The sequence below is a fragment of the Gilliamella sp. Bif1-4 genome (assembly GCF_001690535.1).
In the GTDB taxonomy this organism is placed as follows: Bacteria; Pseudomonadota; Gammaproteobacteria; order Enterobacterales; family Orbaceae; genus Gilliamella; species Gilliamella bombi.
Genome location: NZ_LZHC01000024.1, coordinates 435,468 through 460,592 on the forward strand (window position 1 = coordinate 435,468; position 25,125 = coordinate 460,592).

24 protein-coding genes and 1 tRNA gene are annotated in these 25,125 nt (G+C 34.4%); 17 read left to right on the forward strand and 8 right to left on the reverse strand.

Annotation, left to right across the window (positions count from 1 at the left end):
• Positions 1–98 precede the first annotated feature (98 nt).
• A complete protein-coding gene (gene nifJ, locus A9G25_RS04805; protein WP_065625965.1) occupies positions 99–3,641 on the reverse strand; it encodes a pyruvate:ferredoxin (flavodoxin) oxidoreductase in 3,543 nt (1,180 codons plus the stop codon).
• A gap of 602 nt (positions 3,642–4,243) precedes the next feature.
• Between nifJ and A9G25_RS04810 the strand changes: the two genes are divergently transcribed.
• Positions 4,244–5,869 carry a hypothetical protein gene (locus A9G25_RS04810; RefSeq protein ID WP_065625966.1) on the forward strand — a complete coding sequence of 542 codons (1,626 nt, stop codon included), beginning with the start codon at positions 4,244–4,246 and terminating at the stop codon, positions 5,867–5,869.
• A 166-nt stretch (positions 5,870–6,035) separates the two neighbouring features.
• On the opposite strand, the gene A9G25_RS04815 is transcribed toward A9G25_RS04810, so the two are convergent.
• Positions 6,036–6,617, reverse strand: coding sequence for an IMPACT family protein (locus tag A9G25_RS04815; protein WP_065625967.1), 582 nt, complete (start codon positions 6,615–6,617; stop codon positions 6,036–6,038).
• 60 nt (positions 6,618–6,677) lie between these two features.
• Between A9G25_RS04815 and nfi the strand changes: the two genes are divergently transcribed.
• Positions 6,678–7,343: a deoxyribonuclease V gene (gene nfi, locus A9G25_RS04820; RefSeq protein ID WP_442903082.1), complete on the forward strand. Its 666-nt coding sequence runs from the start codon at positions 6,678–6,680 to the stop codon at positions 7,341–7,343.
• On the forward strand, positions 7,333–8,079 hold the full coding sequence (locus tag A9G25_RS04825) for a tRNA1(Val) (adenine(37)-N6)-methyltransferase (protein WP_065625969.1): 747 nt from the start codon (positions 7,333–7,335) through the stop codon (positions 8,077–8,079). Before nfi ends, A9G25_RS04825 begins: the two co-directional genes overlap by 11 nt.
• An 11-nt stretch (positions 8,080–8,090) precedes the next feature.
• On the opposite strand, the gene A9G25_RS04830 is transcribed toward A9G25_RS04825, so the two are convergent.
• From A9G25_RS04830 to lolB, 6 genes are all read right to left on the reverse strand, one after another.
• Complete coding sequence (locus tag A9G25_RS04830) at positions 8,091–9,500, reverse strand: basic amino acid/polyamine antiporter (RefSeq protein WP_065625970.1); 1,410 nt, start codon at positions 9,498–9,500, stop codon at positions 8,091–8,093.
• Between the two features lie 51 nt (positions 9,501–9,551).
• Positions 9,552–10,322, reverse strand: coding sequence for a dimethylargininase (gene ddaH / locus A9G25_RS04835; protein WP_065625971.1), 771 nt, complete (start codon positions 10,320–10,322; stop codon positions 9,552–9,554).
• A 271-nt stretch (positions 10,323–10,593) separates the two neighbouring features.
• Complete coding sequence (gene apt, locus A9G25_RS04840; protein ID WP_065625972.1) at positions 10,594–11,145, reverse strand: adenine phosphoribosyltransferase; 552 nt, start codon at positions 11,143–11,145, stop codon at positions 10,594–10,596.
• 172 nt (positions 11,146–11,317) lie between these two features.
• Complete coding sequence (locus A9G25_RS04845; protein ID WP_065625973.1) at positions 11,318–12,370, reverse strand: bifunctional transcriptional activator/DNA repair enzyme AdaA; 1,053 nt, start codon at positions 12,368–12,370, stop codon at positions 11,318–11,320.
• 246 nt (positions 12,371–12,616) lie between these two features.
• Positions 12,617–13,456 (reverse strand): 4-(cytidine 5'-diphospho)-2-C-methyl-D-erythritol kinase, encoded by an 840-nt coding sequence (gene ispE, locus A9G25_RS04850; protein ID WP_065625974.1) that lies wholly within the window; start codon positions 13,454–13,456, stop codon positions 12,617–12,619.
• A gap of 12 nt (positions 13,457–13,468) precedes the next feature.
• Complete coding sequence (lolB, locus tag A9G25_RS04855; RefSeq protein WP_065625975.1) at positions 13,469–14,089, reverse strand: lipoprotein insertase outer membrane protein LolB; 621 nt, start codon at positions 14,087–14,089, stop codon at positions 13,469–13,471.
• Between the two features lie 167 nt (positions 14,090–14,256).
• On the opposite strand from lolB, the gene hemA reads away from it, so the two are divergent.
• The 14 genes from hemA to A9G25_RS04920 form a co-directional block, all read left to right on the forward strand.
• On the forward strand, positions 14,257–15,528 hold the full coding sequence (hemA, locus tag A9G25_RS04860; RefSeq protein WP_065625976.1) for a glutamyl-tRNA reductase: 1,272 nt from the start codon (positions 14,257–14,259) through the stop codon (positions 15,526–15,528).
• A gap of 36 nt (positions 15,529–15,564) precedes the next feature.
• A complete protein-coding gene (locus A9G25_RS04865) occupies positions 15,565–15,822 on the forward strand; it encodes a DUF1289 domain-containing protein (RefSeq protein ID WP_065625977.1) in 258 nt (85 codons plus the stop codon).
• 117 nt (positions 15,823–15,939) lie between these two features.
• Positions 15,940–16,182: a zinc ribbon domain-containing protein gene (locus A9G25_RS04870; RefSeq protein ID WP_065625978.1), complete on the forward strand. Its 243-nt coding sequence runs from the start codon at positions 15,940–15,942 to the stop codon at positions 16,180–16,182.
• 98 nt (positions 16,183–16,280) lie between these two features.
• Positions 16,281–16,367: transfer RNA gene (locus tag A9G25_RS04875), tRNA-Leu, on the forward strand.
• A 478-nt stretch (positions 16,368–16,845) separates the two neighbouring features.
• The gene (locus A9G25_RS04880) at positions 16,846–17,790 is read left to right on the forward strand and encodes a WYL domain-containing protein (protein ID WP_065625979.1); all 945 of its coding nucleotides are present in this window, start codon (positions 16,846–16,848) and stop codon (positions 17,788–17,790) included.
• 60 nt (positions 17,791–17,850) lie between these two features.
• A complete protein-coding gene (locus A9G25_RS04885; protein WP_065625980.1) occupies positions 17,851–18,921 on the forward strand; it encodes a chemotaxis protein in 1,071 nt (356 codons plus the stop codon).
• Between the two features lie 63 nt (positions 18,922–18,984).
• Positions 18,985–20,556, forward strand: a complete 1,572-nt coding sequence (locus tag A9G25_RS04890; RefSeq protein WP_065625981.1) for a cobalamin adenosyltransferase — start codon at positions 18,985–18,987, stop codon at positions 20,554–20,556.
• The gene (locus A9G25_RS04895) at positions 20,553–20,819 is read left to right on the forward strand and encodes a YkgJ family cysteine cluster protein (protein ID WP_065626009.1); all 267 of its coding nucleotides are present in this window, start codon (positions 20,553–20,555) and stop codon (positions 20,817–20,819) included. Before A9G25_RS04890 ends, A9G25_RS04895 begins: the two co-directional genes overlap by 4 nt.
• A 112-nt stretch (positions 20,820–20,931) precedes the next feature.
• Positions 20,932–21,729: a DUF3944 domain-containing protein gene (locus A9G25_RS04900; RefSeq protein WP_065625982.1), complete on the forward strand. Its 798-nt coding sequence runs from the start codon at positions 20,932–20,934 to the stop codon at positions 21,727–21,729.
• A gap of 70 nt (positions 21,730–21,799) precedes the next feature.
• Positions 21,800–22,009 (forward strand): hypothetical protein, encoded by a 210-nt coding sequence (locus A9G25_RS04905; protein ID WP_034914571.1) that lies wholly within the window; start codon positions 21,800–21,802, stop codon positions 22,007–22,009.
• Positions 22,010–22,241: 232 nt separating this feature from the next.
• Entirely contained in the window at positions 22,242–22,475 is a 234-nt protein-coding gene (locus tag A9G25_RS12290) for an HTH domain-containing protein (protein ID WP_081297148.1), read from the forward strand.
• Positions 22,476–22,661: 186 nt separating this feature from the next.
• The gene (locus A9G25_RS04910; RefSeq protein WP_065625983.1) at positions 22,662–23,621 is read left to right on the forward strand and encodes an IS30 family transposase; all 960 of its coding nucleotides are present in this window, start codon (positions 22,662–22,664) and stop codon (positions 23,619–23,621) included.
• A gap of 175 nt (positions 23,622–23,796) precedes the next feature.
• Positions 23,797–24,459, forward strand: a complete 663-nt coding sequence (gene pmrA, locus A9G25_RS04915; protein WP_065625535.1) for a two-component system response regulator PmrA — start codon at positions 23,797–23,799, stop codon at positions 24,457–24,459.
• A 33-nt stretch (positions 24,460–24,492) separates the two neighbouring features.
• Positions 24,493–25,125, forward strand: a 633-nt coding sequence (locus A9G25_RS04920) for a histidine kinase dimerization/phospho-acceptor domain-containing protein (RefSeq protein WP_304363194.1), incomplete at its 3' end; no start/stop codon positions are given.

Here is a 25,125-nt window from a genome sequence, read left to right on the forward strand (position 1 = left end):
CAATTCTGGTGCTTTATTGCTCAAATGCGGTAATAAAAAAGGACTGTTATTAATAACAGTCCTTTATAATGGCTTGTAATTATCATGTATAGCTATTGTTAGCTATCTGCTGGTGTCTCAATATCCGAATAGGTTGCTAGCATCTGTAAGAATTTATATTTAGAATCTGCCATTTTTGTTGAACGTTCATGCAAGGTATTTGCAATTACAGGTTCAAGTGTTTCTAAACGACGGAAACGTTGTTCTTTTAGTAAGATACCAGTTAATGACTCACTATTTGGTGCTTTTGAATCTAGCACTAATCCTGGTTTGCCTTCTGCCATACGTCGTGGGTCGTAACGATACAAAGGCCAGAATCCTGATTTAACTAGATCTTTCATTTGTTCATGCGATTTAGCCAGATCATAGCCATGTTCCTCACAAGGACTATAAGCAATAACTAAAGATGGTCCATCATAAGCTTCGGCTTCTTGTAAGGCTTTAAGAGTTTGGTTAAGTTGTGAACCTAATGCAACTTGTGCAACATAGACATGGCCATACATCATTACACTAACACCAAGATCTTTACGTGCTTTATGCTTACCTAAATCAGCAAATTTTGATACTGCACCCATGGGCGTAGCTTTTGATTGTTGACCTCCAGTGTTTGAATAACACTGAGTGTCTAATACCAATATATTTACGTTATCAGTTAAGCTCATCACATGATCAAGCCCGCCGAATCCAATATCGTAAGCCCAACCATCGCCACCAATAGCCCAAACTGACTTATCTACCAAATAATTTGCATCTATCATCAACTCTTGTGCTTGCGAAGAATCTAAGTGTGCAAGCTGTTCACGTAATAACTCGACTTGTTGACGTTTTTCAGCTATAGAGGTTTCTGGCGATTTTAAGGCGATGACTATTTCGGGCGAAATGTCGCCAGCAACATAATCAAGTAAGCGTAACGCTCGTTTTTTATGTTGGTTATAAGTAATACGATATCCTAATGCAAACTCTGCATTATCTTCAAATAATGAGTTTGCCCAAGCAGGTCCACGACCATTTCGATCAGTAGTATAAGGCGATGATGGAAGGTTGCCACCATAAATTGATGAACAGCCAGTGGCATTGGCAATCGCTAAATGGTCACCATAAAGTTGGGTCAACAATTTGATGTATGGTGTTTCCCCACAACCTGCGCAAGCACCCGAATATTCAAATAACGGTGTAAGTAATTGCGATGTACGCACATCAATGCGTTCAAGCGTGCTAATATCACGATCAGGCAATGCAGTAAAGTACTCAAAGTTAGCTCGTTGAGTCTCAAGATTATCGATACGTGATTGCATGTTAATGGCTTTAATTTCAAAATTATTACGATCACGAGCTGGGCAAACTTCGACACATAAGTTGCATCCAGTACAATCTTCTGGCGCTACTTGTAGGACGTAGCGTTGACCTTTCATATCACGGGCTTTTACTTCAAGTGAGCTTAATGAATCAGGCGCATTGATCATTTCATCAGGATCAACAACCTTAGCTCGAATAGCCGCATGAGGACAAGCAACCGCACAATGATTACATTGGGTACACAGTTCGGGTTGCCAAATAGGGATCTCTTCAGCAATGTTACGTTTTTCCCACTTAGTTGTACCTATAGGCCAAGTTCCATCGGGTGGAAATGCTGATACAGGCAAGTTATCGCCTAAACCAGCTAACATTGCAGCAGTGACTGTTTTAACAAAATCAGGCGCGTTAGCAGGTACAATAGATGGCATTGTTGAACTGCTTTGATCAACACAGCTAAGTGGTATTTGTTCAAGCGAAGCTATAGCTAAGTCGAGCGCTTTCCAGTTATTTTCAACTAAATCTTGTCCTTTACTGCTGTAACTTTTGGCAATGACTTCTTTTAATTGGGCGATATTAAAATCGTTTTTAAAAATTCCAGCTAGATGAAAAAATGCCGCCTGCATAACGGTATTAATTCTTGCACCTAAATTACATTCACGAGCTATTTTTGCCGCATTGACAATGTAAAAGTGTGCTCGTTTTTGTATTAATTGAGCTTGCACTTCTTTTGGAAGTCTATGCCAAATTTCGTCTTTGCTATACGGCGTGTTAAGCAAAAAGATGCCATCGTCTTTTAATTTATCAACAATTTGATATTTATCGATAAACTGATCTTGGTGGCAGCCAATAAAGTGTGCGCTGGTAATTAAATAGGGTGAATCAATTGGATCTAAGCTGACTCGTAAGTGTGAAGTCGTCAAACCTCCTGCTTTTTTAGAGTCATATACAAAATATCCTTGTACATAAAAGGGAGAATTATCACCAATAATTTTAATATTATTTTTGGTTGCAGATACCGTGCCATCACTGCCAAGCCCATAAAATAGCGCTTCAAGAGCAGATTTTTGTGGTATAGATTGGTCAGGTAAAGGTAAAGAAAGCCCAGTTATATCATCATAAATACCAACGGTAAAACGTGGTTTGGGTTTATCTAATCCAAGTTCAGTAAAAATGGCAAGTACGCAACGAGGATCAAATTCTTTAGATGATAACCCATAGCGTCCACCTATAATAAGAGGCATAGTTGCGCGTTCTTTGCGCGACAGGCTTTCAGCAAATGCGGTCATAATATCTAAATAAAGTGGTTCGGCTTGGGCCCCCGGCTCTTTAGTTCTATCAAGCACAGCAATTTTATTAACAGTACTTGGAATAATTTCGAGCAGATGATTGGCTGAAAATGGGCGGAATAGCCTAACGATCACAACCCCGACTTTTTCGTTTTGTTTAAGTAAAACATCAACTACTTCTTTTGCGGTGCTAGCACCAGATCCCATAATAACAATAATATGCTCAGCATCACTAGCACCATAATATTCAAAAGGTTGATACTTTCGGTCTGTTTCTGTTGCAAAAGCGTCCATAGCATCAACAACATGTTGATAAACATTATCATAATAAGTATTTATTGCTTCTCGGCACTGGAAGTATGTATCAGGATTAGCAGATGTACCTCGAGTTACTGGTTTATCAGGCGTTAATGCTCGTGAGCGATAGGCTTTAATGGCTTCGTGTGGTAATAAATTACGGATTTGGTCATCACTTATTGGATAGATTTTATTAACTTCATGTGAGGTTCTAAATCCATCAAAAAAATGAACAAAAGGAACAAGGCTATTAAAACTGGCCATTTGCGAAATTAAGGCAAAATCCTGCGCTTCTTGCACTGAGCTAGAACAAAGCATTGCAAAACCAGTTTGCCTAATTGCCATCACGTCAGAATGATCGCCAAAAATTGAAAGAGCATGTGTTGCAACGGTACGCGCTGCAACATGCAAAACAAAAGGAGTCAGTTCGCCGGCTATTTTGTACAGTGATGGGATCATTAAAAGCAAACCTTGTGATGAAGTAAACGAAGTTGCAAGTGCACCTGTCATTAATGAACCATGAACGGTTGCAATTGCACCTGCTTCGGACTGCATTTCAATCACTCTTGGTGTATCACCAAATACGTTGGGCTTATCAAATTCTGCCCAAGTGCCAGCTTGCTCGGCCATGGTTGAGCTTGGAGTGATTGGGTAAATAGCAATGACTTCGTTTGCCCGATAAGCGACGGATGACACCGCACTATTAGCGTCTGATATGATCATTAAAAAAACCTTTTATTTTATAGTGTTATGACATTACTAACTTATTATAAATTTGTATTATTGTATCAGAAACTAACCTAGCTTTTCGTTATTTTTATGTTAAATTTTTTATTATTACAACTCTAGATAAAAGTATCGATAAAAACTAAAGTCAATTAACTTAAACTGTAGAAATTATTCACGTTGTTTATTATGATTTGAGTTATTACTTATAAAAAATAAAGATCTTGTAATGTATTAAATATATGATATTTCTAGAATATAAGATATTAAAACAAATACCATAATTTTCTACGTAAGTCGTGTATTGATTATGGGGGGAATTTATACAACTATGATTTGCTTTTTAGATTATACTTTTATAAAAAGTATTTAGGAGTATATACCGCTTAAAGCTAAGAAACTAATAATTATCAAAAAACATCTCAAAGATAGATACTTTAATCTCAAACCTAATAAAGTATTACAAATAGTAACAAAAAACTAGCGAAGTCATTTTAAGTATTCTATAATTCAGACACTTTTGCAGTATTAATCGCTCATTAAACAAGTGATTAGTTATTAAAAATTCAAATAAAATAAAAATTTACTTGACAGGTAGAATGTTATGCGCTATCATATTAGGCACAAGGCATTGGCAATCTTATTCCCTAAATCTTTCTAATTATCACAGTAGTCAAAAACAGACGCTATTCTTATTTTTGTTATTGAAGCTGGCAAAATATCTCAAATTTTCGCTAAAGCGCAAATTTTTATCAAAATCGTTGTTGTTTTTTGCTCCATTGTTATTATTACCGTATTCGATAAGTTTACAGGCATTATCAGCGCAAACTTCAGGCGTTATTCAAGGAACCGCGCCGTATTTAACGTTTGATGATGGCGCAACTAAGATAATGAGCGTTGAAGGATTATTGGGCATAAAGTTACCAAATAGTAGCTATATACCTCCAGGTATAAATAGCCCACTTTACCCAAATGCAATAATAGATACTTCAAGCATGGATAATCCCATTGAGATGCCAAATATAACCGATACTTTCGCCAGTATTCAGACCATGGTGCCTATTGAAAACTATCCTGAAATTCCGTTAACTAAGTTGGTTAATTCACCGTATAACTATGGACGAGATGATGATGGCGATGGTGATAATAACTTCAATGCAACTGGCAACTTAACGATTAAGTGGCAAAATAACAGTGGCGTAGATATAACAAATCAAGTCAAAAACAGCCCCAATACAATATTAAATTTTTGTGATGCACCTTATAAACTAACCATAACGGCAACAGGTGGCATCTTATCAACGTCGTATGGCATTCCTAATAGTAGTACTTTTACTGGCAATAGCCACAGTTACTATATTAATCCTAATAAAGATAGCTCAATTACTTGCTATGCGCAGCCAAATTTATTTGCTGATAATTTAGGGCTTGGTTATACTTTTGAGGATTTTGATGGTCCAGATTGGTTCGCCAATAAGGGATTTAAAGTGTCTGATGTTAGCAACACGACAACTAATTTTCCAACAACAGGATCAAATAACTTGTTTTTCTACCTATTATTAGGTGGAATTACTCCTGAGCAAGTGATAGCAGCAAACGGTAATACGGTGTATGCAACAAATGGCAGTGGTGTAAATCTGTTATTAAGCAAAGAAAAAACACCTAAATGGGGAAATATATCAGCTTATACTGGTGGTGTTGATGCGTTAAAAATCGTATTAAAAGGTCCAGATAGATATTCAGGTAATAAAGGGTTTTCCCCTTCATTATTTAAACTATATTCAGATAGTAACCATAACAAATTGTTATACAGCTTCAAAATAGAGCGTTGGTATATAGCTCAGCCAGGAGACGGAGGAGGGTATGCTAATGCTCGATCTTTTTGTCAAAACTTAGGCTATGGTTATCGAGTTCCAGATATTAATGATTATACCAATTCGAACGGAAATGACTGGTTTGGTGGTATACCAGGCAGGGATTTTAACAATTATCAGAGAAGAGTCAGTTATAGAGATGGTAGTGGTAAATGGATAGGCGGGCTATTTAACGAGTGGGGTTATACTCTAAATAGCCATTATAGTGGTAGTGATTGGGAGGGAGTCAATTTTTGGACAGCTCAGCCATATCATGATGGGCGGCAATATCATGTTAATCCAGACGGTGGTTATGTAGGTATGCACTATCCCTATCAAACTTATGATAGAGCTGCTTGTGTAACGCCATAACAAATAAATACAATTAAAACTAATCAAATTTGCTTTATGATTGCCTAAGAAAATGGTAATCATAAAGCATTTAACCTATTTAACAAAATCGAATAGTACCAAATAAAACTGTTTCGGTCTTGCATAAAAAATCTAAAATGTTTTTCCAAACTTTTTATAGTGATATTTATAATTCAATAACCACTCGCCCACGTGTAATGTCGCTAATGGATTTTTGTAGATGTTGTAATTTATCTTTTGTGATAGCGATATCTACTTTTACACCTTCAGCATCAAACTCTTGATTTTCAATAATGGCGTCGAGTTCTTTTAGGCGGTTTTCGATAATTGGCCATTCGTTATAATAACAATGAAATTGCAACGGAATACGAGTAATAAGTTCAATAAGTTCAGCTTGTTGTAAGCAGTGGCTAGCTGATCCGCCATAGGCACGAATTAAACCTCCAGTGCCGAGCTTTATGCCTCCAAAATAGCGTATTACTACTACAACAACTTGATCGCAATCTTGCCCTTCAATGGCGGAAAGAATAGGGCGGCCAGCGGTGCTGGTGGGTTCGCCATCGTCATTAAATCGATATTGTTGACCAATCTTCCATGCCCAACAGTTGTGAGTTGCATTGGGATCGCTAACGTGATCGATAAATTGCATTGCTTGATCGGCTGTGGTAATCGGCGCAGCCTTGACAATAAAGCGGCTTTTTTTAATCTCTTCTGTTAATTCGGTTAGATTTGCTAATGTATATGGCATGTTAATTCTGGTAAAATCAATTTATTGCGCTTAATAATACTCAGCAGATTTAAAATGTCTATCAATTTACAAAAATTAAAGCAAACACAGCAGGCGTTAGCCAAGCAGGTTAAATGTGCAGATGATTTTAATTCGTCAATAAATTACGTTGGTGGAACCGATGTTGGTTTTGAAGATAATGGCAAGATTACTCGAGCGGCAATCGTCATTTTGCGGTATCCAACTTTCGAGGTTGTTGAGTATCATATTGCTCGGGTTGAGACAGGGTTTCCTTATATTCCTGGTTATTTGTCTTTTCGGGAATACCCTGCGCTACTTGCCGCTTGGCAACAGGTAACACAGAAGCCAGATTTGTTGTTCGTTGATGGGCAAGGTGTTGCTCATCCTCGGCGTTTAGGTATTGCAAGCCATTTAGGTTTGTTGTTAGATATGCCAACAATTGGTGTTGCTAAAAAAAGGCTTTGCGGTCAATACGAAATATTACCTAAGCAAGCAGGTAATGTAACACCTTTACAAGACAAGCAAGAACAGATTGGTTGGGTTTTATGTAGTAAAAATAATTGCAATCCTTTATTTATTTCAACAGGTCACCGAGTAAGTCAAGATAGTGCTTTAAAATGGGTTAATTTATGCTTGCGGGGCTATCGTTTACCAGAACCGACTCGCTGGGCTGATGCGATAGCATCTAACAAGCCTTTGTTTAAGAAGTTTATTTATGCAGAATAATTCATTACCGTTAAAAAAAGGTGGTTTTACTTTTAAGCGTTTTTTTGTGGCGCACGATAAAAGTCCAATGAAGGTAACAACCGATAGTTGTTTGTTAGGAGCTTGGGTTCCGATTGATTTTGCTCCGCAAAAAGTACTCGATATTGGCTGTGGTTGTGGTGTAATTGCGTTAATGTTAGCTCAGCGGTTAGAACATGATAACAGCCAAATTGATGCCATCGATATTGATATGCAGGCGGTAGCACAATGTCAGCAAAATAGCCAACAAGCTGGGTTTACTTCGATTAATGCGATTAATGCTGATATTAATCAATTTCAGCCAAGTTATGCGGTGGGCTATGATTTGATTGTGACCAATCCCCCTTATTTTGAATCTGCCGTTGATTGTCGCAATTCCCAAAGACAGTTGGCACGTTATACCGAATGCTTGAACTTTCAACAGCTTATTGATACAGTTAAGCGTTTACTAAAACCGAAAGGGCAATTTTGTTTAGTTTTACCTTATCATTTATCCAATCAGTTTAGGTTATTATGTGAATCTAATCAGTTATATTTACTCCAACTGATGAATGTTAGATATAGTGCAGATAAAGACTTTTCGTTATCATTATTGGCTTTTTCATTTATCCAGGCTAATAAAATTGATGAGCAGCAATTGTGTATGCGAGATGGTGATGGGCGTTATTCTCAAGACTTCAGAAAGCTATTAGCTGACTTTTATCTATTTCGAAAATAACGCCTAACTAATTAATTTGGTGTTATGTAGAAGTGTAAAATAGCGATGATAGCTAATACGATGATTACAATAGCGTACACTTTGTCATGCAAGTAACTAAATGCTGGCAAAGATCGTTCCTTTCTGGCATAAAGGTAAAAAAGCAGTCCTGCACTATAAAGTATCATTGATAGTAATAAGTAAGACACACCCCCAGCATAAATGAGCCATATACCATAAATTGATCCACATGCACCAATCATAATTAAATAGGCTTTGCCTTGTTTAATGGCTAATTTAAAGACAAAAAGCGCAGAAAGTAAGTAGGGGATAAGCACCATTGAAGTTGATAACTGGATTAAGGTGTTATAGCTCGATTGATAGAAATGAGCAAGGATAATTAATACCGTTATTAAGCTTGTTGTTAACCATAATGCGTTGGCAGGAGTCCCTGCTTTGTTGAGTTTACCAAAGCAACTTGGCACCGTGTGCTGTTTGCCTTGACCGCTTAAAAATAGCATTTCGGCGGCTAGCATTAGCCACGATAATAATCCGCCACTTACTGATATAATTAAACCAATGTTAATAAAGGTTGCTCCCCAGCTACCAATTACGTGTTCAATCACTAAGGCCATTGATGGGTTTTTCATTTGTGCAAGTTCTTGTTGTGGCACAATACCAAGCGATAACACAGAGACACAAACAAGTAATAAGCTAGTAATGGCAAAACCAAAGAAGGTGGCACGACCAATGCTAATCATGTTTTTGGCTCTAGCAGCATACACAGTTGCGCTTTCAATCCCTAAGTAGACCCAAACGGTATAGAGCATAGTGTTTTTTACTTGCTCGATAATTGAGCCTAATTGCGGTGTTCCCCAAAAATCTATCTTAAATGTCGATATTTTAAAGGCAAGGCTAACACAAACTATAAATAAACCAATAGGCACGATTTTCGCTAATGTTACTAGGCAATTTAATAAAAAAGCACGATATATTCCTTTTAATACAAAATAGTGCACTATCCATAAAAATATGATAGCCGTAATAACGGCAGGTAATGTGGTACCATGACCAAAGAAGCTCAAGCAATCAAAAGATCCTAATGCACTAAATAAAATCACTAGGTAGCTGGTGCACGACATCCATGCTGATATCCAGTAGCCCCACGCGGCATTAAAGCCGATATAATCGCCAAAACCTTCACGCACATAACCATATAATCCATCATTGATTTTGTAAAATCGAATCGATAAATACTGAAATATCCGTGTTAGCATTAACATGCCAAATAGGGTTATTATCCATGCAATTAAAATAGCGCCAGAGCCCGAACTTTCGGCCATGTTTTGTGGTAGGCTGAAAATACCGCTGCCTACAATACTGCCAACCACTAACAGTGTGAGTGGCAGGATGCCTAGCTTTTTTCTTACCGATGTATTCATGTTGTTGTCTTATTATGTGGTTTAGTAAGGTTAATATTTAATATAGATCGATTAAAATCTTAGTGACATGCAACTTACGCCACCATCAATCTTTTTATATTCCGATGTATCAACTTCAATAACTTGATAACCAAGTTTTTCTATTTTTGCTTTTGTTGTTGGATAGCCCATCGGCATTATTACGTGATCATTAACCCAAATACAGTTTGCAGCATAGCTTTCTTGTTCGGGAATTTCGATAATATTAAAGCGCTGAAACTCAGGTTTAGTTATAAATTCGCCTGCTGCTAATAAGTTATTGTTTTCTAAATAAGCTAAACCCGTTTTTAGATGTAATACTTTTTCAAGCTTAACTACCGAACCAGTTAATCCGTACTTCTCTAAAATAGCTATCATTTGGTTAGCACCAGCTTGGTTGGTTCGAGCAGATAAGCCAATATAGTAGTGGTTTTCAACCATCATAATATCACCCGCTTCAACGGTGCCTGGTACGGTGATTCGCTCAACTTTATTGGGATAAAATCGCTCAATGGTGTCTGATATAATTTCGGTTTCTGCTCGGCGACTTTCTACACCAGGCCTTGTAATAATTGCACAATATGGGGTACAAAGCACAGCGTCTTCAACAAAGACTGAATCAGGAAAACGTTCGTCGGATGGTAAAATAGTGATATCAACATCGCACTGCTGTAATGCACGAATATAATTGTTGTGCTGATCTAAGGCTTTTTGATAATTTGGTTTGCCTAAGTTAGCCGATGTTAAACCATTAATTAGTGATTTAGCTGGAGTTCTTGCAATAATATGATTAAATTTTTTCATTCTATCCACTTCCTTTTTATTTAAATAATTATGCTTTATTTATGAATAATAATTCACGTTTAGAGCTTTATCAAGATGTAAAATGTATTTTTATTCGTTATTGGCGATTTTATTAGTTTTTATTTTGATTGGTATAGCTGAATTTAGATAGAGTGGCAGTACATATCTATTTTTTATGCAATAAAAATAACTTACTTGTTTTATTTTAGAAAGGAAAAGAGATAAAAGTATTCAAAATGGAAAAAGGCACTAATTGTGCCCTTAATAATTATTATTCGCCGTCAAAATTAACTAAAGTAAAGCAATCAATTCCCATATCCGTTAACTTTGTTTTGCCACCTAAATCTGGTAAATTGATTACAAATGCGGCATTTTCAGCAATACCACCAGCTTTACGAATTAAATTCGCTGTTGCAGCAATTGTTCCACCTGTAGCAAGTAAATCATCAATAATTAATACTCGTTCACCTGGTTTAATGGCATCAGTGTGAATTTCTAACGTATCTGTACCGTACTCAAGTTGGTATTCTTCTTTAAATACGTGGCGAGGCAATTTATTAGGTTTTCGAACAGGAATAAAACCGACACCTAACGCTAACGCAATTGGTGCAGCAAAAATAAAGCCTCGGGCTTCTGTGCCTACTACTTTATCAATTTTTTTATCACGATAATGATCAATTAATAATTCAACAGTGGTTTTAAATGCAGCAGGCTCAGCAAGTAAACTTGTGATGTCGCGAAACAAAACCCCTTCTTTGGGATAGTTTGGAATAGTAAGAATGCTGTCTTTAATTAATGCAAGTTTTTCTTGTAAATGATTCATCTAAATGCTCTTTAAGTTTTTCTATAAGAGTTGTTAATCTTACATTATATACCTGCAAACTTTTTTGTTGCAACAAAGAAACCGTAATATCATGCTGAAATCTAGCAATACTTATAATTTAACTAATAAAACTAACCTTCAATATACTTAGCGCTGCGATTAGATGGAACAATTAAGAATGTCTTTTTTCATGTTCAATTAACCAGCTTTTTCTTTCTAATCCTCCACCATATCCCATTAATTCACCACTTGAGCCGATGACTCGGTGGCAAGGTATGATAATTGCTACTCGATTAAATCCATTTGCGCTTGCAACTGCACGAATAGCATGTGGATTATTGATATTTTCTGCTTGCTTTTTATAGGTAGTTAGTTTTCCATAAGGGATTTGTTTTAAATTGTTCCAAACAGTTTGTTGAAAATTAGTTCCTGGGGTATGTAATTTAACTGAAAAATATTTTCTTCTCCCTTGAAAATATTCATTAATTTCATTTTTAGCTTGAACAATATGACTATTTTCTCCAAAAATAATTTTTGTATTAAGTTGCGTTTGTAGTTGTTTAAATTCTGTTTCTAACATTCGACGATCCACGAATTCTAATAGGCAAATACCTTGATTAGTGGCGCAAATAAACATTGGTCCCAATGGTGTAGTTAGGCGATTAACCAAAATAATTTCGTTATTAGTATTTTGAGATGGGGCATTTTTCATTATTTTTTTGTAAGTGTATCCAAAACCACTTAATGACTCATATCCTGTATCATAAGCGGTATTAATGACATTTTTACCAATTTTAAGCTCTTGAAAGGCATTATTTATTCGATACATCCTTTGATAGGCTTGGAAGGTAATACCATAATTTTTTTTGAACCAGCGTCTGATCGTTTCGGGGCTTATTTGATGCTCTTTTAATATCATATCGGATATTTTTGTTTTAGGATTTTGGGTAATTAATGCGATAGCTTTAATGACTTCTGATGGTGCTGCGTTAGAATTTTCAGTTGGTTTGCAAATTTTACAAGGACGATATCCAGCATCAAGAGCTTCTTTGAAAGTGCTAAAAAATTCTACATTTTCATATTTTGGTTTCTTTGCCCGACAAGTTGCAATACAAAATACCGAAGTTGTTTTAACTCCAGCATAGAATATCCCAATATAGCCTTGGTCTTTTGCAAGTAAAGCCTGATAATATTGTTTTCTTTTGTCTAAATTGGTAATAAGCATAATTTTTAAAATCTTAATTTTAGTTAATTGATAACTGGGTTTTGTAATCTGGTTAGCATATTAAATAAACAGTAAGCATCGCAACCGAAAAATCGACAACTATTTTTATTTTACTGTTTTTATGGTTTATAAATATAATTGGTGATTACCACATTCTATCTTTGTCAAAATGTGGTTATATTTAATATATAAATATTGACGTAATAAAACCTTAACCATTTAGTGATTGTTGATTAAGGTTTTTGTTTAATTTGTGAATAAAGGAGAGGTGTTTAACGATTTAGCAACAAAACTATTTATAGATAATGCGTTAAGCTTTTTTTGAATAGTTAATGCTTGTTGTTTTGATTCACACTGTGTAAAAACACATGCACCAGTGCCAGTTAATCGAGTTGTACCATATTGGGAAAGGTAAGTAATTATATTATCTATTGTCGGATAACGTTTCCTAACTACTTCCTCACAATCATTTTTTAATTCGTTAAACTGCAATGAAAGTAAATCAGTAATGCTTTGAACTGGCGTATTACGAGTGAGTTCAGGATCATTAAATATTTTAACTGTGGATATTTCAATATTGGGGCAAGTGACTAAATACCAATATTCAGGAATATCTACAGGGTGAAATTGATCGCCAATTCCTTCGGCAAAAGCCGTATGACCATAAATAAAAATAGGGACATCGGCACCAATTTTTCGTCCTATATCCATTAGTATTTCGGTTGATAAGTTAAGTTGCCATAGCTGATTAAGTGCTACTAATACTGTTGCAGCATTAGATGATGCACCGCCTAATCCACCGCCCATAGGAATTTTTTTATCAATTGTAATATCTACACCTAAATCATTACGGTTGGTATAGGTTTTCAATTGTTCAGCAGCAACAACAATTAAGTTTTTATTAACCAGTACATTTGTAAAATCGGTTAATAAGTTAATTTTATTATCTTGACGTACATTAAAGACTAGGATGTCGCAATAATCAATAAATTGAAATAACGTTTGCAAATTATGATAATTGTCAGAACGGCGTCCAGTGATGTAAAGGAATAAATTTAATTTAGCAGGTGATAACCACTGTTTCATAACTATTATCCTTTATCGTAAAATCCAGTCACTAATTTTTAAGCGAACAACTTCGTCATCATGCGTAAGCTCTATAGTTGCAGGTAAATCTATCTTTTTGTTTTTATGAGTATAAGTAGAGTAACTTGGAATTTTTAATGTCCATTTATTGTTATTTTGTATAAAGACAGTTGAAAGTAATCTTCCTGAACTATCTAACTTGTCTGTGTTGGTGTTGTCTGAAAATCCTTTTAACCAATTATGCAAAGAATTAAGTGGAATATTTACATTGGATATCTTTTTCATAAGATTTTCAACATTGGTATCTTGGTAACTTCTACCGTCTTTATCAACCAGTTGGGCATAATTAGGTTCGACGTTTAATGTTAAAATATTGCTACCAATGGGGGAGGTTAATTTAACTTGGTAGTTATCAGTTGATTGTTGTGCTATTAAAAATCGTCCATAATTACGAGATTTATCACTTATGTAAGCTATACTGCCTTTAACTTGGAATGTGTTTATTTGTTTTAGATTTTGTTGGCGGATTTGCCACTGCTGTTCAACCGAAGCGTTGTTTTGAGATTTTGTTATTTGGCAAGCGGTGATAAGTAAAGGTAATATGAAAACAAATATATATTTGATTTTAGACATAAAATAACTCTTAGTTGTTAGTGTTTGTGTCAATAAGTGCAGTATTATAACTGATAATTTACTGAATAAGAAAAAGAACCTTTACTGTTTTTTATGTATAATATGGACGTTTAAGAACTCTTAATAAAATAATTATACCTAATAACCTTCAAAAAAGAAGCGATGCAATGTCTATTACAATTTTTGGTGTTAATCATAAAACAGCGCCAGTTGCTTTAAGGGAAAGGCTTGCTTTTCCTAATGAGATTGTCGATAAAGCACTATACAGTTTATACCAACATCCTTTAGTTGATGGGTGTGTTATTTTGTCTACCTGCAATAGAACAGAAATTTATCTTAGTTATGAGCATCAAACCGACTATTTAAGATTAAAACACTCTGTAGAAAGTTGGTTAGGACAATTTCATCATCTTGATATTAATCTATATCAAGATTCATTTTATTGGTATGACGGTCAACAAGCTGTTGAACATTTGATGTCGGTAGCAAGTGGTTTAGATTCTATGATTATTGGTGAGCCACAAATTCTAGGACAAGTTAAGCAAGCATATAGTTTTTCTCAAGAACAAAATTGTTTATCTGTTCAATTAAAAAAACTATTCCAAAAAGTATTTCATGTAGCAAAAATTGTCCGTAGTGAAACCAATATTGGTACTAATACAGCATCTGTCGCTTATGCTGCTTGTTTAGTTGCTCGCCATCTTTTTATTGATACCTCTAATTTAAATATTATGCTTGTTGGCGCTGGTGAAACAATAGAGCTTATTTCACGTTACTTAAAACCGCATGGATTTAATCAAGTTATTATTGCCAATCGAACCCGTGAAAAGGCATTAAAACTTGCGGTTGATATTGATGCAGAAATCATTTCATTGCCTGATATTGCTAATCGACTTAAAGATGTTGATATTGTGATCAGCTCAACTGCGAGTCCTTTACCTATTATAGGTAAAGGCATGGTTGAGCGCACTTTACGAGCTAGAAATCACCGTAAAATGCTGTTTATCGATTTAGCTGTTCCTCGCGATGTCGAGGAAGAGGTTAGTCAACTCAATAATGTGCATCTTTATACTATTGATGACTTACAAAAAACGGTTGAAAGTAATTTAGAGCAAAGAGCTATTGCCGCTAAAGAAGCGCAATATCTTATTCAAGAACAAGCTGAACTTTTCATTAATTGGCTTAAGACTAGACATGCAGTTGCTTATGTTAAGCAGTATCGTAGTAATGCAGAAAGTATTAAACGTGAGTTACAAATAAAAGCCTTAAATGCCATCAGGCAGGGTGCAAACATTGACGATGTTTTTGCTGAGTTTTCACATCGCTTAACCAATAAATTAATCCACGCACCGACTCAAACATTATTTCATGCAGCTACACATGATTGTGATGACTGTTTTAAAGTATTAAGTAAAGGGTTAGGATTAAAAGAACATTAGTTAATATGTCGTTTTGCCTAGGAAACGAGGAATAAATTGGATCAGATTGAATTTTTTGATATTCCAAGCCCGTGTAAACGGGTTTGTGTAACTGATAAACAAGGCTATTGTATTGCTTGTTATCGCTCAAGAGAAGAAAGATTTAGTTGGTTAACCTTGAGTGATAGCCAAAAGCAAAAAGTTTTGCGTTTATGTAAACAACGGGCATTAAAACGCCGTTATCTATTATCAAAACAGCAACGACAACAACAAGACTTAAATCCAGTAACACCTCAATTCGATCTCAATTTCTAAATCTATTTATCTATTTTTAATATATATTGTAATCTTGTTTAACTCAGAGTAGGATTTTTATACATATAAAGATGGCAATTATTTAGTCACCTTTTTAATATTATTGGAATTTAAAATATGAAAATGTGTATTGCATGTGGCATGCCAATGACTGCTATTGCCGATTATCCGTTGCTCGATATGTCTAAAAACTATTGTAAACATTGCGCTCATAAAGATGGCACAATGAAAACATTTGATGAAAAATGGCATGAAGTTACATTACAATATGCTCAAAATCACAATGTTGATAATGCAGTAGCTAAACAAACTGCTTATATAATCCTTAAAAAATTACCTGCCTGGAAACGCAAGTGGTAGTTGATTTTTTATGCAACTAAAACGCTTTACGATAATACCTGTTGCAGATATTGTAAAGCTTAGTATAATGCTAACGTTTACTTATTTACACGTTTAATGCCAGTGTGGCGAAATTGGTAGACGCAGCGGATTCAAAATCCGCCGCCCTTAAAAGCGTGTCGGTTCGAGTCCGACCACTGGCACCAAGTCACAAAGAACACCAGCTTAAAGCTGGTTTTTTTTTATGTCTAAAGTCTTATCAAAACTGAGTTCAGCTATATTTAATAAACTAGCTAACTAATCTCTACTGAAATTACATCAAAATAAGCACAAAAAAGATAGAATTGAGTAATATTGATCGAAATAAACGATCAATGATCATTAATTGATCGAAAATTCCGATATGACAATTTTCTCTTATTCATCAATAATTAAATAAAAAAATAATTCTTTTTATTTCTTTTTCCGTAGATAGGAAAAACAATCTGATAATTTAATGCGTAATCAGAATATAACATTATTAATGTAAATGTTATCGGATTTTTATTCAGATCAAGCATAAAGTTTAATTTGTAAATTCAGTTAATACTTTAAGTTAAGAAAAGCTATATTATTCTGTAAAAATAATTGATTAAAAATAAAGCAATATTTCTAATTAGGGAAAAGGTTACAATAGGTAAATAGATGATGGGTAGGAAGAAAGATTCAAATGTTAGTGCAGGACAAAAACTGTTGAAAATGTATCACATTTTGCTATCAGATAATAAACCGCATTATCAATCGGATTTAGCTGAAATACTAAACTGTTCTGCTCAAACAGTAATACGACTAGCTGAACAGATCGAGTTATCTTTCCCTGAATGTTTCTGCTCTGGCAAGGAAAAAAATCGTCGTTGGTATAGTCTGCAGATTAATCATAAAAATACACTAGGTTTAAATTATCAGGAATTACGATATCTAAGTTTGTGCCGCGAATTGTCTAAACCCTTTATTCCCCCCGAGATTGGTGAACGTATTGATCAAACATTATTGCATCTTTCTATGTTGTTATTAGAGTTAGATACAAGAGAACACTTTTCACTAAGTAAACCTATTGCCTTTTTTAGTAAAGGGAAGATTGATTATTCAGAGAAAGTTAGCATTATTGAGGACTTATTAAAGTGTATTGAAAACAAGACTTTTTGCCACATTCATTATATTGCTAGTGGTAATCAACAAGGAAAAAACCACTATTTTATTCCGCAAAAAGTAATTGCAATGAATCATGCCTTATATGTTTATGGCGCAATTTCAAATAACGTTGCGACAGAATTAAAACACAGTACTTGTTTGGCAATTCACCGAATACAAAAGTTAGATTTTATTAATCAAAAAGCCTCTATATCAATAGCTGATCCAATTGAAAATAAAACAATGTTTGGTTTACCTGAACATGAACCTCGTACTTTTTCAATTCAATTTGCCAAATCAGCAGCTGGTTATATTAAAGAAAGAATTTGGTCCGACGAACAAAAAATCGAAGAGATCGAAAATGGTGAAATTATTCTTACTATCACCACATCTAGTGAACGTGAGCTAAACGCTTGGGTTAGAGGGTTTGGAGAGCAAGCAAAAATGATCACATATTAAGTTTGTTGTAACACAAACATAATATATTTTAATTAACATAAATTTAACGAGGAAATAACAATGGCATTACCTATTATTCTTGCAGGTGCAGCTGCAGTCGCTGCAGCAGTTGGTGGCAAAAAAGCATACGATGGTTATCAACTAAAATCAGAAGCTGATGAAATCTTAGAAAGAACTAAAAGCCGATATAATAAACGAAAAGATGAACTGGATGTATTAAACAAAGTTTCAGAACAGAAATTAGAGCGATTAGGTACATTAGAACTTAATATTGGTAAATCATTTGGTGAATTTAAAAAAATTTCCGACGAATTATTAAAACAATTGAAACAAAAAGACAATAAAGATCTCACGTTATCTATTCCTAAAAATGATATAGATAAAATTGAAGAGTATTCTTTTTCTACAGTGGAGTTTTTAGGTACGGTTGCAGCATCAGGTGCAGCAGGAGCAGCTGCAAGTTTTGCTGTATATAGCGGAGTGATGGCTTTTGCCGCCGCTTCAACAGGAACGCCTATTGCCGCTTTATCTGGCGTAGCTGCATATAATGCCACTATGGCTGCTATTGGAGGTGGATCACTTGCTGCTGGGGGTTGGGGAATGGCTGGTGGTGCGATGGTTTTAGGCGCTGCAGCCATTGCGCCAATGATTGCTATTGCTGGTTTTGCGTATGCAAACCACGCTGAAAAAGCCTTAGAAAATGCAAAAAAATCAAGATCTGAAGCTGACAAAGCAATAACAAAAATGGATTTAATTGATAAACATTTATCTAATACAAATAACTATGTAGATAAAATTCATACATCGTTAGAAAAAATTAATCAGACCTTTAATGAATACTTTTCTGCATTAAAAGAATTGCATCAAAAGATAGTGGTTCTGGGTTGGGGAGAAGATATTAGCGATAATTCGGAAAAGAGTTTAAGAATTATTAATAACGGTTATTTATTGGCAGCTATTATGACCGATATTATTACAACCCCACTTTTTAAAATTAAAAAAGTATCTGAAGATGGTATTGTTGAAGTCGAAAAAGATAGTGATGAATTCAATGTTCTTAATCAAGAAGAATTAGATAATGTATTAATTAATAAAGAAAAAGAATACAAAGATTTTATTCTGGGAGTGTAATGATAAAAGGCCAAGGGAACTTGGCTTTTGTTTTGTTGATTATATTAACGAGGACTAAAAATAATGATGAAACAGGAAATGGATTGGGGCGAAGAGTTACATAATACCGTTGTCAAATCTTTGGTGACTTCATTTGGATTAGATTTTTTATTATTTAAAGATAATGTAGGTGGAGATGTTGATACCGTTCATAATGCACGACAAAACATTTACGCAACCGATAGAGAAAGAATAAAAAAAGAACAAAACTCAAAATATGATTCACATGAGTATCATTCTCATGCCAATTATATTGAGACAAATCGACAAGGAAAAATCGCTCATCAAGCAAATACCTTAAAAGATGCTTACACAGGGGAAATATTTGCTCAACATGATAAAAAAAATTTAGATCACGTTATTGCTGCAAATGAAATACATCACGATCAAGGTCGAATATTAGCTGAATTATCAGGAACTGACCTTGCTAATGACAGTAGCAATTTATATTTCACTAATGAAACATTAAATAAGTCTAAGAAAGCAAGTTCAATGTCTGACTTTGTAAACAAACTTCAAAATGAACTCACTCAAACTCGTCAAGAAATAGCTATATTAAAACAGAAAAAATCGTTAACAGATCAAGAAAAAAAGTCATTAGAAAAGTTAGAAAATAAAGAAAAAGCAAACTTCAATAAGATGCTTGAAATAGACAAAAAAGCACGGGCTAAATACGAGAGAACTGTCAATATAGCCTATTATACTAGCAGTAAGTTTGCTAAAGATGTCGCTTATCAATCAGCCCTTTCTGGTTTTAAAATGGGAACAAGACAGATGCTAGGGCTTATTCTTGCTGAGGCATGGTTTGAACTACGCGATCAATTTCCTTCTATTTATGCAAATAATAAATATAACTTTTCTATAAAAAATTTCTTAAATGATGTTAACAATGTATTTAATGCTATATGGGAACGAATAAAATTAAAATTTAAAGATTTTTTTAATTCTTTCAAAGATGGTGCTGTTAGTGGCGCATTATCGAGTGTAACCACTACTGTTACTAATATATTTTTCACTACGCAAAAAATGCTTGGAAAAATGATTCGGGAAATGTGGGGGCATATTACGGCAGCTATAAAATTAATCTTTTGCAACCCTAATTCATTACCTTTAGGTCAATTAGTTAAAGAAGTAAGTAAAATTATTAGCGCTGGAATTTCAGTTGTTTGTGGTACTGCTATTTATAGTATCTGTTCGCAATTATTTGCTTTTCCATTCGGTACCGAATTATCTGCATTTTGTAGTGCACTAGCGACTGGTATTTTAACATTAGCATTTAATCACTATCTAGATAAAGGGACTCTTCCTCAAAAAATTTGGGCTTTTTTGGATAAATTTAAAGATAAATACGAAAGAACTCTCGATTTTTTTAAAGCTGTAAATGCTGAATTAGATAATTATTTAAAAGAGTTGGCAAGGCTAGAGTTCAATATGGATACACAACAATTAGCGTCATTTACATTGCATCTTACTACGACCAATAATGAACTAGAACGCAGCTTTCTGTTAAAAGAGGAAGTAACTCGTCGTGGCATTAAATTACCATTTGAAGCAGGTAATCTTGAGTCAGTAAATTCATGGTTAAAATCATTATGAGTAATTCCCCCCCGTTTCCTTGTTATCAATGTGGAGCTTGCTGTTGCAGTGTTAATCGCTCACAAGAAACACAATTTCTTGATAGTGGTAATGGGGTATGTCGCTATTATGATCATCAAACAAAATTATGTACCATTTATGAAACAAGGCCAGATATCTGCCGTGTAGATAAACAATATCAACTCAATTATAAAAATAAATATAGTTGGGTTGAGTTTATCGAGATAAACACTATAGCATGCAAAATTTTGAATTTAAAATAGCAAATGAACCAGTAATAACAAAATTGGAACTAAAAACATCTTAAATTCCTTATTAAGGAAACTCTGATTGCTATAGTGTTGTTATTATAAATAATTAATAAGGAGAGTATTAATGGCTACTTATAGAAATGATTCAGATCTAGTATTTTTAAAACAATGTACTAATGAAGATTTAAAACTATTGATTTCTATATTGACTGTTGATCCTAAGGATAATGCCCTTCGGTTTACCGAAACATTAACAAGTGATGCAAATTATAAACGACATTATCCTAACCACCAATTATATTGGAAATCTATTGCTGCAGAGCTTCAAACATTTGGTGCAAATTCAGGAATGAATCTATTAAGGCAAGGTAAAGGGGTATGTTATCGTGAAATATTAATAGATGTATGCAATAAAACTAACACAATATTGAATGAACCATCATCTTTTTTTATTGAGAAAATTGAAGATGCTTTATTAAATTCACTTCTCAAGCAATCATTAGAAAATATAAGTCAAAAAGACCTTAAAAAAATAGCAGCAGAATTGGGTAATGTTAATTCTAAAGTTACACCATCCATGGTAATGATGGGGATTCAAAATTTTATGACTTCGTCTTCTTTAATTTCAAATTATTTAATATTTAGCATTTTAAACAATTTTGGTTTTAAATCAGGAAATATAATGACAGTAATGTTACCAAGACCTTATCCGAGGCGATATCAGGAATTAGTATTATCTATTTGTTTGGCAATAAACCATTTATGGCTACTATTTAATATTACAGGACCAGCTTATCGTGTAACAATTCCAGCTTGTTTATATATAGCAACCTTAAGAAAAAAATACAATGATGCAAAAATAACGAATCATATATTAAAAAATAATATAGATCTTAAAAAAATAATGGGAAAAAATCTTTAACAAAAGTTTTTTATTTTTCTAATTAAAGTTGTGCTTATCTATTTAGCTATAAAACAATAAGGAGTTATACATGTCAATTTTTAAATTAATTAGTGTGGGTTCTGGGCTTCTTTTAACAACAGCAGCAGTATATACTGCGCAAGATAAAATAGCAAAAGCGTGTGAAGAAGATGAAGATCTTAAATCAATAAAAACAGAAGGGCGAGTATTAGCTAGTTTTGTAACCTCGGTTATTGTTGGTGGAGTTGTTAATAAGCTTATTAATCGCGTTTTTAATTAGTTGTAGGAAAAGACTGGATAGGCCACCAGACCTATCCTAAATTTTGTATATTTAATAGTTAAAGGTGACAGTTAATTCTGTCACCAAATTTTATAATAAACCAACTGATCTATCTTGTGCACAAGACCGATATTTGTTATCTAGATCAATAATATCGGCTTCAGTAGCTAGCAATGTGATAGCAATGTGAGGATTTTCCGCATTGTTTACAGTAATTTGATACAGTACTGTATTGAATATACATAAAAAACTAACGCCTTATTACAGACAAGAGATATGGCGCTTATATCATAAAGAAAAAATAACGGTCACTGATTTGGCAAAACGCTTTATGGTCAGTCGGCCTACCATTTATAATGTACTAAAGAAAGCCCGATTGAAGCTTTTTGTGCCTTTAACCAGTAAGAATGAACGTTATAAAACCATTCGTTATGGAATTAAACGTCTGTTAAAAGTCGAAAAATAGATTGAATATAAATTAAGACGGCAAGTTAAACGCTATAACAAAACCTATCCAGGTGAAGTGCCACACCTTGATACCAAGCGTTTCCTGGATTCAAACATGAAGTGCAATTTTAAACACGGTGGAGTGAAGAAAGTAGAAAGGTGATTTATACTAGCACCTTCGCACCACCACAGTTTGGAGATTGCTATGCATTATAATCACCTTTCTAGGAAGGAAAGATACCAGATTTTCGTATTATTACAAGCCGGAAAGAATAAAAAAGAGATAGCCCAGCTACTCAATAGACATCCTTCGACAATAAGTCGAGAGATAAAAAGAAACTCAAAACCTAATCAAACCTATCAAGCACATGAGGCGGTGACACTCGCTCGGAAAAGGCGAAAAAACAGCGGTAATGGTAAGCCAATAGAGTCTTCAGTATGGCGTCAAGTTGAAAAATACCTCATGCTTTATTACAGCCCAGAGCAGATTGCTGCACGTTTAAAGAAAATCAGCGTCCAATCAATCTATAACTACCTTTATCAAAATAAAGCGCGCTATGAACAATTCAAGCCTTATCTAAGGCGAAAAGGCAAAGCTTATCGGCATTGCAAGGCACCGAGTATTAAAGAAGGAGACCGCCGATATAAACGGTCAATTAAACAACGTCCAAGTTATGTAGAAAGTCGGAAAACGCAAGGACATTGGGAGGGCGATACCATAATTAGCCGTAAAGATAAGCAAGCATTGTTGACGTTAGTTGAGCGCAAAACTGGACTCGTACTCATTGGACGCCTTAATCAACGCACCGCCTCCGAAACGAAAGATATGATAATAAAATTGCTAACGCCGTTTAAAAAAATGGTTAAAAGCATCACCTTTGATAATGGGATGGAATTTAATTATCATCATGCGATTGAGCATTATTTAAATACTACCGTATACTTTGCGGAGCCTTATAAAAGCTGGCAAAGAGGTACAAATGAAAACACCAATGGCTTAATACGTCAGTTTATACCAAAGTCAGCGGCCATTTCATTAGTTGACGACGAACAGATAAAGAAAATACAATATCTATTGAACACACGCCCAAGAAAACGGCATAAGTTTAAAAGCCCTGCCGATTTTTATTCTAAGGAGTTAAGAAGAATTGCACTTCATGTTTGAATCCAGGTATTTAATTAATAAAAATTGGATAAGTATTAACAAGTTTCTTAATAAGTATGTTCTTATAGAGCGCAATTAGTAGCTTTAGATATGTAACGTGAAGTATATAATTACTGATAATTATACGATTGAGCATTCTTAGTGATTCCAACATTTATATTAAGGTAAATTATCAATGAAAATATTAATTGTTGAAGATGATAGCTTGCTACAAAAAGGTTTATACGATGGTATAACGTCAAATGGTTATGTTTGTGAAGTTGCTACAAATGGTAAACAAGCTGAAGATTATATTCAATTTGGGCAGTTTAGTTTAATTATACTCGATTTAGGATTACCTGATTGCGATGGACTTGGCTTACTGATTCGCTGGCGAAAAAATCATATTTCAACACCAGTTTTGATTTTAACTGCACGCGATACCATAGAAGATAGAGTCGATGGTTTAGATAATGGTGCCGATGATTATTTGATTAAACCTTTTGCTTTAACTGAATTATTAGCTAGAGTAAGAGCGTTAATTCGTAGAGATCAAGGTACCGCAGATAATCTTATCAGTTATGGCCCTATTACTATTGATATAAAACAACAAAAAGTGACTGTTAATAACCAACAAGTAGTGTTAACACCAAAAGAGTTTATTGTATTATCTCGATTAATGCTAAAAGCTGGCGAAAAGGTCCACCGTGATTTATTGCAAAATGATCTTTATGATTGGCAAAGTGACCCCAGCTCAAATGTTTTAGAAGTGTATATTCACGGGTTACGTAATAAATTAGGTAAAAATTTCATTCGCACAATACGAGGTTATGGTTATCAACTTATTGATGGATGTTGATAAATCGATTAATTTAAATTAGATAATTAAAATATGATTTCAGAATCACTTAGTAATATACGCCACAGTATTCGTTGGAACCTATTTTTTACTTTGGGTTCTATCATGTTGGTTTGTCAGATTATTACTGTCCTTTGGTTATGGCACGAAAGTAAAGAACAAATAGATGTATTGGTTAATTTGACTCTAAGTCAAAATAAAATTGATGAAGTTGTTGAAGAAGAAGAATTAGAAGCGATTTTCGTTTTGTTTTGTTCTGCTTTTTCTATGATGGCAGTAACACTAATTTTAGCATACAAAGCGATCAAGTGGATCACAAAACCGTTGGAAATTTTAGAGAAAGATCTTAATCAACGTACCGAGGAGAACCTAAAACCCATTGCGCCAATCAGCAATATGCGTGAAATTAAATCGATTACATCTGTATTGAATAATCTTTTTATTAGGCTGAGTACAACATTATCTCAAGAACGTCTTTTTACCGCCGACGTAGCGCATGAAATGAGGACACCTTTAGCAGGCATTCGTTTACATCTAGAATTGTTAGAAAATAAAAATAACATTGATTGCACAGAGTTAATTGATCGTATAGATCGATTAGTCAGTACTGTAGAACAGCTATTAATGCTTGCTCGAACTAGTCAAAAGTTTACTGTAGGAAAGTAT

Excerpts from the sequence above, each read along its gene's own strand:
- lolB (WP_065625975.1), bottom strand. The coding sequence starts at position 14,089 with ATGTCTAAAATCAAATATATATTTGTTTTCATATTACCTTTACTTATC.
- A9G25_RS04825 (WP_065625969.1), top strand. The coding sequence starts at position 7,333 with ATGCAGAATAATTCATTACCGTTAAAAAAAGGTGGTTTTACTTTTAAG.
- A9G25_RS04830 (WP_065625970.1), bottom strand. The coding sequence starts at position 9,500 with ATGAATACATCGGTAAGAAAAAAGCTAGGCATCCTGCCACTCACACTG.
- A9G25_RS04900 (WP_065625982.1), top strand. The coding sequence starts at position 20,932 with ATGGCTACTTATAGAAATGATTCAGATCTAGTATTTTTAAAACAATGT.
- A9G25_RS04905 (WP_034914571.1), top strand. The coding sequence starts at position 21,800 with ATGTCAATTTTTAAATTAATTAGTGTGGGTTCTGGGCTTCTTTTAACA.
- ispE (WP_065625974.1), bottom strand. The coding sequence starts at position 13,456 with ATGAAACAGTGGTTATCACCTGCTAAATTAAATTTATTCCTTTACATC.
- A9G25_RS04880 (WP_065625979.1), top strand. The coding sequence starts at position 16,846 with ATGATGGGTAGGAAGAAAGATTCAAATGTTAGTGCAGGACAAAAACTG.
- apt (WP_065625972.1), bottom strand. The coding sequence starts at position 11,145 with ATGAATCATTTACAAGAAAAACTTGCATTAATTAAAGACAGCATTCTT.
- A9G25_RS04885 (WP_065625980.1), top strand. The coding sequence starts at position 17,851 with ATGGCATTACCTATTATTCTTGCAGGTGCAGCTGCAGTCGCTGCAGCA.
- nifJ (WP_065625965.1), bottom strand. The coding sequence starts at position 3,641 with ATGATCATATCAGACGCTAATAGTGCGGTGTCATCCGTCGCTTATCGG.
- pmrA (WP_065625535.1), top strand. The coding sequence starts at position 23,797 with ATGAAAATATTAATTGTTGAAGATGATAGCTTGCTACAAAAAGGTTTA.
- A9G25_RS04890 (WP_065625981.1), top strand. The coding sequence starts at position 18,985 with ATGATGAAACAGGAAATGGATTGGGGCGAAGAGTTACATAATACCGTT.
- A9G25_RS04895 (WP_065626009.1), top strand. The coding sequence starts at position 20,553 with ATGAGTAATTCCCCCCCGTTTCCTTGTTATCAATGTGGAGCTTGCTGT.
- hemA (WP_065625976.1), top strand. The coding sequence starts at position 14,257 with ATGTCTATTACAATTTTTGGTGTTAATCATAAAACAGCGCCAGTTGCT.
- A9G25_RS04845 (WP_065625973.1), bottom strand. The coding sequence starts at position 12,370 with ATGCTTATTACCAATTTAGACAAAAGAAAACAATATTATCAGGCTTTA.
- ddaH (WP_065625971.1), bottom strand. The coding sequence starts at position 10,322 with ATGAAAAAATTTAATCATATTATTGCAAGAACTCCAGCTAAATCACTA.
- A9G25_RS04815 (WP_065625967.1), bottom strand. The coding sequence starts at position 6,617 with ATGCCATATACATTAGCAAATCTAACCGAATTAACAGAAGAGATTAAA.
- A9G25_RS04910 (WP_065625983.1), top strand. The coding sequence starts at position 22,662 with ATGCATTATAATCACCTTTCTAGGAAGGAAAGATACCAGATTTTCGTA.
- A9G25_RS04810 (WP_065625966.1), top strand. The coding sequence starts at position 4,244 with ATGTTATGCGCTATCATATTAGGCACAAGGCATTGGCAATCTTATTCC.
- A9G25_RS04870 (WP_065625978.1), top strand. The coding sequence starts at position 15,940 with ATGAAAATGTGTATTGCATGTGGCATGCCAATGACTGCTATTGCCGAT.